Origin of the sequence: Cupriavidus phytohabitans, assembly GCF_000426345.1 — a bacterium.
Classification (GTDB): Bacteria; Pseudomonadota; Gammaproteobacteria; order Burkholderiales; family Burkholderiaceae; genus Cupriavidus.
Genome location: NZ_AUFE01000119.1, coordinates 1 through 9,292 on the forward strand (window position 1 = coordinate 1; position 9,292 = coordinate 9,292).

7 protein-coding genes and 1 pseudogene are annotated in these 9,292 nt (G+C 59.0%); 1 reads left to right on the forward strand and 7 read right to left on the reverse strand.

Annotated elements, in window-relative coordinates; genetic code table 11:
* Positions 1-549 precede the first annotated feature (549 nt).
* The 7 genes from K309_RS0132470 to K309_RS0132505 form a co-directional block, all read right to left on the reverse strand.
* Positions 550-2,166 (reverse strand): DUF2326 domain-containing protein, encoded by a 1,617-nt coding sequence (locus tag K309_RS0132470; RefSeq protein WP_029050162.1) that lies wholly within the window; start codon positions 2,164-2,166, stop codon positions 550-552.
* Positions 2,159-2,329, reverse strand: a complete 171-nt coding sequence (locus tag K309_RS44190; protein WP_369796565.1) for an ABC-three component system middle component 7 — start codon at positions 2,327-2,329, stop codon at positions 2,159-2,161. The genes K309_RS0132470 and K309_RS44190 overlap by 8 nt, the downstream gene beginning before the upstream one ends.
* Before the next feature lie 34 nt (positions 2,330-2,363).
* Complete coding sequence (locus K309_RS0132480; RefSeq protein WP_029050164.1) at positions 2,364-3,143, reverse strand: ABC-three component system protein; 780 nt, start codon at positions 3,141-3,143, stop codon at positions 2,364-2,366.
* Between the two features lie 582 nt (positions 3,144-3,725).
* On the reverse strand, positions 3,726-3,980 hold the full coding sequence (locus K309_RS0132490) for a hypothetical protein (protein ID WP_029050166.1): 255 nt from the start codon (positions 3,978-3,980) through the stop codon (positions 3,726-3,728).
* Positions 3,977-7,075 carry a DEAD/DEAH box helicase gene (locus tag K309_RS0132495; RefSeq protein ID WP_029050167.1) on the reverse strand — a complete coding sequence of 1,033 codons (3,099 nt, stop codon included), beginning with the start codon at positions 7,073-7,075 and terminating at the stop codon, positions 3,977-3,979. The genes K309_RS0132490 and K309_RS0132495 overlap by 4 nt, the downstream gene beginning before the upstream one ends.
* A gap of 205 nt (positions 7,076-7,280) precedes the next feature.
* Complete coding sequence (locus K309_RS38345) at positions 7,281-7,760, reverse strand: hypothetical protein (RefSeq protein ID WP_232232597.1); 480 nt, start codon at positions 7,758-7,760, stop codon at positions 7,281-7,283.
* 1 nt (position 7,761) lies between these two features.
* The gene (locus K309_RS0132505; RefSeq protein ID WP_029050168.1) at positions 7,762-8,553 is read right to left on the reverse strand and encodes a hypothetical protein; all 792 of its coding nucleotides are present in this window, start codon (positions 8,551-8,553) and stop codon (positions 7,762-7,764) included.
* A 557-nt stretch (positions 8,554-9,110) separates the two neighbouring features.
* Here K309_RS0132505 and K309_RS0132510 point away from each other — a divergent pair.
* A pseudogene (locus tag K309_RS0132510) lies at positions 9,111-9,292 on the forward strand (IS5/IS1182 family transposase); the annotation flags it as partial.

Below are 9,292 nucleotides of genomic sequence, written 5' to 3' on the forward strand. Positions count from 1 at the left end.
AATGACGGTAAGCTTCATTTTGGATCCTCCCGATCAAGGTCGTTGCAATCGACACCTCCACTTTGGCATAGGGATGCCATGGCAGCGAGGATCCTTACAGTTCCTCTTGCAGGTAAGCGGCGCCCCGTTTCCGGGGGGAGGCGTCCATACCATCTGAACATCGGACGTCGATCGGCGCGTAGTCGCAATAACTCTGACGCCCAGTCTCATAACTGCGGCGTCAGTCTCACTTTATACGGCTCTCACAAACGACAGCGACTTCGCTGGAGCCGCGAGACTCTCGGCCTATAGGGGGTAGGTACGACAGGCGACGCAAGCCCGGCAGCCTTGCTTGCGGCAGTCAACGTCGCTTGCTGGCCAAGAAGCGCCCATCACCTTGGCGGTTCGCCAACCTGGCTACAGGGGGCGGATGACGACCCTGAGCTGTCATCCGAGTCTGTGCGAGCGAATGACCGCTTCAAAAATGGATGAGACGCCCAGGTGACCGAGCAATGATGCTGATGCACTGGTTACTGGACGGGGCATACTTATCGTCCTCTTGAGAGCCGTCTACTTGGTTCGCCAGTCTCTCTGATAAAGTAAATCAGCGTGACTCAACTTTAATACAGTAAATCGTTGAATCAAAACTTCTGTTTGTGAGCCAAATTTTTTCGCCTCATCGAATGCGAGAAATATTTGCTTCTTCTTGGTCGCAGACAGTATCCTCAAAATCCGGCGGGTAGCAGCAACCTCGATGTTCTTGTAGATTACAGAGTCGTGGATAATATAGGGCAGACGAGTTAGTGCGAGCATGCCCAAGTCGAAACCGATTAGACCTGCGAAAGATTTTCCGGTGCCAGTATCGTCTGGCGACGAGAACGTGTAAGAATTTGCACTTCGAATACGTAGTTCCGAGCTGTTTCGTTGGGCACCGTAGACAACCGTATTGAACGACTTCAATCGAGCATTCATGTCTCGTTCGATTTCTAGGAAAATCGACGAATAGATCTGCTCGAGCCTCGCATTGGAGGTTACGATCGCGTCGTCCAGATCCGCTCTCTTAAGATAGTATTCATTCTCCACAGTTGCCCGATCTGTCTTTTCTTTGAGTCCGAGGATTCGAGAGAAGATATCGTCAGGCATGCCTTTGCCCTTTAATCCGCTTTGAATTTCTTCCTCGATCCTGCGAATCTCTTCGGCAAAGATGTGCTCTTGTTTCCGTGCTTCCTCCAGTTCATTCTTGAGCTGCTTCTTAACAATACTTCCTATCTTCTGATGGAAGGACTCAACCTTGGCAAGCTTCTCAACGTTGACCGTAGGAAAAAACTCTGCGACCAGGGAGATGTTGGCAGCAAGGCGCGGTGTGATGCCCGAAATCTCGCGCTCCAAGCGCCGGATTTTTCCGTGAAGTTCGCCTTTTAGCGACAAGAGGTCCGTCTTTCCAAGATGCAATGCTTTGAGCCTATCATCGAAGATCGTGTCATAGACTGAGAGTCCCCCGCCAAAACTCTGTTTCAATTCGTCGAGCCTTTGCGCGTTTTCACCGAGATCGCGGAGGTTAGCCTTATACTGGGATTTGTTTATGCCAGGGATGATCTTCTCGTCCATTGCCTTCTTGATCAGCCCACGACGCGCCTTTTGATCCTCCACCGTTTTCTTTGCTGCGGCCGTCTTTGCGCTGTAGCCAAACAGATCCACTAGCCGGCCAATTGCTATGCCTCCGGCCTCCGCAGGGTCTGCCGCGAACGGCGCATCTACGTCCAGCCCACCTTTGCCCCAGATGCGTGCAAATGGGCTTACCAAAGATCGGAAAAGTCCTTCACATGTATCGAGGCTGTACAACGTCTTCAAGGTATTGCGGAATTCTCCGGCGCCGACAGAATCTCGTATCCCGTAGCTTTCATCGCAGATATTGACCGTATCCGGCGAATCGGTCGAGCGTGAGAAGCGATAGGTCTGGCCCCTGAAGACAAATGCAAACTCATATCGATGAGGGCCCATGACCCTCATTGCCCCCGACTTGTCCTGGAGGAGGCTGTTACCGCCGTGCGCAAAATCGATTGCCATGAGCGCCGACGACTTGCCGATTGAATTCTTGGCGTCATCGTCGCCAAGGATGATGTTCAAGCCAGGGTGAAACACGATCACCGGCTGCCTGAAGACTGAACATCGAAGTTCCTTAAGCATACTGGAGCGACTCCGAACCGGCGTCGACGTCGATTAGGTCAAGCACGAAGAGGATATCCATGGCGTGCAAGAACTCGATGGCATCGGTGAAGCTGGATCGGCTTCGGTTGTACGCGTCCAGAACCGTTTCATTTTCCTTTCTGTCAGCAAAAATGGCTTTCATCTTGAAAATGGTCGATTCTTCGAGGCGAGTGAATTTAGAGGGGATCAACACTGAAGATCTCGCAGTTCTGTACAAAGAAAGATGCCAGGATCTTTGACGCCAACAACGATTTGTTCGTTTTCTCACTAATCCACTGAGCAACGTAGTTGAAAACGAGATCCTTGTTCTCCGGTTGATCCTGCTGCATGGCGATGTAGTATGTGTTCACCTGTCGCTGGAGAAGCAAAACGGCAAACTGGTCCTGCTGCTCTAATTGCTTCAGATGGTCTCGAATGCGAATGTAATAGTCGACTGCATTGGCTTTGATCTCTCGTTTCTGGAGAGGGCTCATACCAGTTTTTAGCTTTTGTTCCACGGTCGTCAGGTCGAAACTGAGAGTGGTATCGCTGTCGTCGGCTGGGTCATGGGCGGAAATTAGGTCGAGAATCTCGTAGACCTCTTTTTCCAGGGCGAATCTCGATATATTCTGCCTTGCCTTGGCATCACTCAAAAAACCGTGCTTAATCTCCTTAAGCGCGAGATATTCGTCAACCTGGAATTGCTTATCATACTTGGTGTGACAGTTGGGGCAAAGCGCGATGACATTGCTTAGGCCATTGATATCCGTTGGCGGAGGATAGCCTGCAAGGGCGGCGGCTTGGGCTGCCGTTGGGTTCAGGGGGTAAATGTGGGCAACCTCGTAACCTTTCTGAGGTTTGCGAGCGCCAGCTTTCGTAAAAAGGAGCGACTCCTTACCAAGTGGACATATTCCACCAGTCTCAGCGTAGAGGATGCTGTGCTCCTCATCCGAATACTTTTCCCGCTTCGCGGCCATTCACGCTTTCCTCTTCCTGTTCCTTCGGGCTAAGCCTGGATACTAATCCGTCTAGGCACACCTACTACAGACGAAGGCCATCTTATTGGCAAATAATAACAGGCTGGTTTAGTGTAAAGCTAGATGCGAACCTGCTCGCGGCTATCAAGCACAGCATCGACGCGGTGGGCAAGCGTGAAGATGGTGGTCTGGAGGAGTACATGAAGCAGTTGGAAAGCACGAGCCCTGAATTCCCACATACCCTGGCAAATCAATTCTATACGGCTAGCCGAATCGCTTGTCGCGATGGCTTGGGGGAAGGGAAGCGGGCCGGAGTCCATGAACGGGTTCGGACGCCCTGCAGCGCGGCCAGATGACCTAGACTAGCCCAGAAGCGGTCACCGGCGAGAGGCTCCTTGGATGACGCTTCGTGGCCGAACTCGGCCGTCAGCTCTTCCATTGCCCTCGGAACTCGGCGATCAGCCGAAAAAAAACCCTCCACGAAGGGAGGGCTGGGAGAAGGGTCCAACTGAGAGAGTTTCCGTAGCGGGCACTACGGAAACCATCTTATGGCGGTTTGGGGCGTCACATTGCCCCGAAAGCTCAGCTATTTTGAGTGCCGTTCTCCGGCAATGGGCCGATCGGTCGGGCCAGCAGGGTGGTGACCGCCCCGCTGACCTGCCAACCGCCCATCTCGCTCTCAAAGATGCCATGGACAAGGCGATCGAGGCAGATGACTTGCACCCCTTCCGCTTCCACCGTGCCGAGGACATTGGCAACAATCGTGCCGCGCGTTCCGCGGCGCTTGATCGTCGCTACGCCTTCGCCCAGGGTGACAGTGCATTCAGTCGCTTTCATGCAGCCTCCTTGAGCAGCTGGCGCTGGTCACGATTTTTGCGGCCGTGTAGCGCCGCCAGGTCCTCGACAAATGCATCGAGAAGCGTATCCATGTGCAGAAACGCTTCATCCTCCAGTTCCGGGGTCGCCCAGTCCAACCCGGCTTCCATGGCGTCGCGCTTGTGCGCCACCATCTGGTCCTGGTACGTATCAATACTCCCCGGCAGGGGGAAATACACGACCCTCAACTGGCCCTTCCGGTTCCACCGCAGCGCGCGTCGCATCGCCTGATACTCGATGCGCCAGGTCCACGAGCGGTCGTAAAAGAGGACGTAGTCGGCATTGGGCAGGTTGTACCCTGCCCTACCCGAACCCTTCGTGCACAGCAGGGCGGTGGCCGTGCCGTTCACAAACCGCTTGTCCTTGTCGGCCACGCGTTTCGTGATCGGGATGCCGCCATGGAATGGCACTGTCTCGACGCCCCGAGCCTTGAGCTGCCCCGCTATCAGGTCGATCACCCCGGGGTTCTCGGCAAACAGGATGGCCTGCTTTCCTTCCTCGGCGATCGCATTCAAGCGGTCGATCACGGCGCGTTGCTTGCTGGTCAGCTGCCCCAGCGCCCCCACCCCGTCCACCCCATGCTGCGTGTAGTTGGCGGCGAAGTGCACTGCGCGGATGCGCGCCAGGATCGCGATCAGGTTGTTCGAGCGTCCGTCTGTGCGACGGATTTCCCGATACCAATGCGCGAACTCGTCGGCCGTGCGCAGATACAACGACAGGTGCGCCGGGTCCCAGTCCGTCTCGACCACTTCGACTGCTGGTGGATCGATCTGGATGTACCTGGCCACATCAGGCTCGCAAACGAGCCGGCGCTTGACGTGCGGCGCCAGCATCTGGCGGTACAGCGGCAAGTTGCCGATCTTCGGCACCTCCCGCTTTGCGCCATCCTGCAGGCTCTCGGCAAACTCCCATGTCACCCATTCCAGCACGACGAAGTCATCCCGGAACCGATCTACACCGCGCTGGGCATGCTGCATGGTGGCCAGCCAGTGGCTATCCAGATAGCCACGACGGTAGCCATAGGGCTGCGCGGCGGTACCGTCACCACCCGTGAAGGCGATAAGGCCAAAGACGTCCCGCGGGTAGTTGGCGATGGGGCTACCGGTGAGGATGTAGCGGCGCCTCGCCGACAGCTGCCAGAGCGCGCGACTCTGGTCGCTGTTTGGATTCGACAACCGTTCCCCTTCGTCGGCCACCAGCAGGCCAATCCGGCGTCGGAGCCGATGGGCGTATGTGACGCGCCGAGACGCTTCCCGGCACACCGACATGCGCAGCCGCTCGTAGGCAATGAGATTGATCTGCCCGAGCGCGCCAAGACTTTCGGGCGAGTCGATGACGTGTACCGCCGCCGGTGGCAGGATCTGCGCCAGCTCGGCACGCATTTCCGGCACCAGCCGTGCCTCGACGACGATCAAGCCATGCTTGACGCCTGCCAGCAGGATCAGCGCAGCGGCGAGCCGTGACTTGCCGCAACCCTGTTCCCAGGCAGCTATTGCACCAGACGGCTTCTGCAGCAACTCCACCAGGTCATCCTGTTGGAATTCCCAGTTCAGCCATCGATCGATGCCGAGCGCCCGCATGCGCCGACGCAGCGCCAGGGCCTGTCCCGGGTACTTCACCGAGAGGCCTTCGTGCACGGTCTCCCATGTCTGGGCCGACCGGCTGACGGCAAAGCGGCTCATGAGCTCGTCCAGCGTCAGCACAAACTGAGCCGTGCCCGCCTGGTAAGCGTAGCGGCCGTCCGGCTGGCGAACGAATGCTACGGCCTCGCCTGCCTTGATCACGGGGCTGCCCCACTTCAGCGGATCCGCGACATGGCTTTTGAGGGCCACGCCGCTGATGGCTTCCGCGGCATTCACGCCAGTCGTCCAGACGGTGTGCCGCAGGGGCGTCGCCTGGCGCGCGCTACGCCGCAGCCGCTTCCCAAAATGCTCCAAGAAGCCCGGTGCCAGTTCGGGCACGCCGCCGGCGTCACGGATCAGCCGCAGAAGGCTGTCCAGCGCGGCCATCGGGTCGTCCTGCACGAGATAGGCTTCCAGATCGAGGCGGCCGCTGCCCGCATAGCGCATGCCGTGCGGCAGACGCTGACCGTCCAGGGGCAGGATGCGCCGTTCGAACAGCCGGTTGAGCACCATTGCCTCCACGAATCCGCACTCGAAGCCCAGGACGATTCGACGGCCGTCCATAATGCGTACCCGTTTCTGCGAAGTCACCGGCCGCGTGATTGCAGGGCCGGTATCGTCCAGCACCTGATGGTTCAGGCGTGGCTCATGGTAATGACGGTCATCCACGTTCAGGTCCAGGCCGGGCAGCGGGACGGTGAAATCGCCGTGCGCTTGACGCACGACGCGCCCCATCCGGTAGCGGCCGAACACCGCAATGGAGGTGTGCACCGTGGCGCCTTCCTCCCGGAAGGCCGAGGCCGGCAAATCAAAGATGCCGACCACGCGGCGCGCGGCCGTGCTGTGTGCATCCCGGTGATCCAGAAGGTTAGCGAAACGGTCAACAAAGCCCGTCGGCAACAACGCTACCACCACCTGCGCGGCCTCGAGCGCCTGGGCCAGCGCATACTCATGGCTGAGGGCGCTGCTGTTGGCCCCAAACCGGCCCCACGTGGTGCAGCCGAAGGGCTGCAGGTGCGGCGATTCGAGGTGGATCGAGAACGGCGGGTTGATAATGGCTACGTCGAAGTGACGCGGGTGAATCTCCTCCATCCCAGCCATGCGGAAGCTTCCTTCGAAGCCGGCGGCCGCTACACACTGCTGGACAGCGGCAATCGTCGGCTCATGCACGTCGACGCCATACAGCGTGTGCGCCGCCGGATCCGCGAACTGCAACAGCCGGGCGGAGCCGACAGAATTGTCCAACACCGAGACCTTACGGCCAGGGCGCCAGCTGTCCACAACGCCCCACATCAACCGGGCGATGGCATCGGGGGTAAAGAACTGCGACAGATGCCTCTGCCGCGCAGCATGCAACTCTCCCATATGGGAAATCTTGTCCGCCTGCGAACCGAGGCTGACGATGGCCCGCAAGGGCTCGTACCAGTGAGTCATAGTGATCCCGAAAAAGAAAATGCCCCGTCGTCGACGGGGCAGGAGAAGGTGCCAAGCTGCTTAGGCAGCAGCCGGCTCTTGGTGCTGGGCGACGAAGGCTAGAAGGCCTTCTCCGAGACGCGCGGCGAACCGCAATTCCCAGTACTCGTTGTATTGCAGGACGTCCAACCCTGGGAAAGTCCGCCGCTGCTGCGCAGCGAATACCTCACCATGGTCGAACTGGCGCAGGCATCCTGCCAGGGCGAGCTCGCCCGCATCCTGCGCATACGCGGCCAGCGCTAGCAAGGCCGCGCGCACGTCGGCATGCGCGTCTGCTGCAACGCGCCGTGACGGACGCGCGGCCGCTGGCCTGGTACCGCTCGGCCAGCACCCGCCAGTAGCGGTCGAGATCGGGCGTATCGCCGGCGCGGATGGCCTCCCAGATGTTCGGGTGGCCGTTCACCGGAATGCGCGTCTCGTCGATGCACACGGGTGCGCCTTCGATGCCGAACTCCTTGCTTGCCCGATCGATCAGGCTCGCAACGAGGCGTCGAAGGAACCGACGAAAGTCGCCAGCCTGGTCGATAGGCACGGGAACGATCGTCGCATCGGCGCGGACCTGCGCGGCAAGCGCGCAGACCCGGTCATAGGCATCGAGCGAAGTGCCCTGCGCCGAGCGAAACGCCTCAACAAGCGCGTTGTACATCTCAGTGCCGTTCCTGCATGGCGTCCTGGCCGTACTCGCCCACGAACAGCATGAGCGGTTCAGCCAACTCGTGCGAGAACTTAAACTCCCACTTGTCGTTGTAGAGCATGATGTCGAGGCCCGGCATGGACATCTTCTCGCGTGAGGTGTATTCCAGCTGATGCAGATCGATTCGCTGCAGCATGCTCGCCAGCACCGCGTTACCCGCCTTTCCGGCGAAGGTAGCCAGGCCTGACAGGCAGTCTGCCGTGGGCTGCGTGCTGTAGTAACCAACCCTGCGGCGGGCAGATTTCCACCCCGCCTCGGAATGGACGCTCTTTTTGAGCACGACGCCGGACGCGGTGCGCTTCACTTCCGCATTCCGGTGCAAGCCGAAGCCACGGACAATGCGTGCCGCAGCTTGCCGGTACGCGGTGGTGGCACCGCCGTCGCCGTTGTAGTACGCGCTGAGGGATGCCCAGAGCTGGTCGACATCGGGGATCTCGCCTTTTTTCAGCGCCTTGCCGATATCCAGTCCGGCTCGGTCGAACTCGGCATTGTTGTCGATATCGAGTCGGGCACCCACCGGCGCGAACTCGCGACGCGCGCGGCTGACGATGTTCCCAGCCAGCGCGAAGCAGAACTTCTCCAGTTCGTCTTCCTGACGGTACTCGGAACGGATGCCGACAGCAAAGAACGGCTCGGGGGCGGATGTGGCCGCCAACGCCTCGCGCTCGAACTGCGCGGCGTCCTGATAAGCCTGGCGTGCCGTACGCTGGGCCTCGATGAATTTCTCAATGATCTGGTTGTACATGTCGGTCTCTCAAGGGATAAGGGAGACCATCCGGCCGGGAGGTCTCCCGACGGATAAAAGGAAGTGCGTGCTCGCACATCCAGGTGGTTAGTACATGTGGCTCTGCGCAGCGCTTCGGGCTCCATATAGGCGCCGTGCGTAGCACGGTAGCGCCCCATGGCACTGTCCAGCTTGACCACTTTCAGCTTGCGCATTGTCGTCAGCGCCTTAGCTGCTTCTTCGCGGGTGCATCCGGTGAGTTCCTGAACTGTCTGCACAAATGTCTCTTCCGCGATCACCATGCGTTGCGCGATTTGCCTCGTACCGTCCATCGCCGATCCTCAGTGGATCGAGATGGCGCGGCCCATCGGCATGGGCATGAAGCCCAGCGCCCACCACATCGCAGCCGGATGATCCGGAAAGTCCGGAATCTCCGTACGCTGGAAGATGTCCGGTACAAGGGGCGTTGTTGCATAAATCCGGGGTCGGTTGGGCTGACGTTTACGCGCAACGGCTGAAACTCTGGCTCTGTTAACTTCTGACGAAGTTGCGTAGTGTCTTGGACTTTTTCCGGGACGATGCGCAAGGACAACCAACAGCAAGCCGACCCCAAGGGGATCTACCGCGTCAAGAACTGGGCGCAGTACAACAAGGGGCTGATAGCCCGAGGAGACGTGACGATGTGGGTCGAGGAGAGCTTGCTCGTGCCACCGGCTAAAGCCCAGTCGCCCAAGCGTGGCCACCCACTCGTCTATACGGA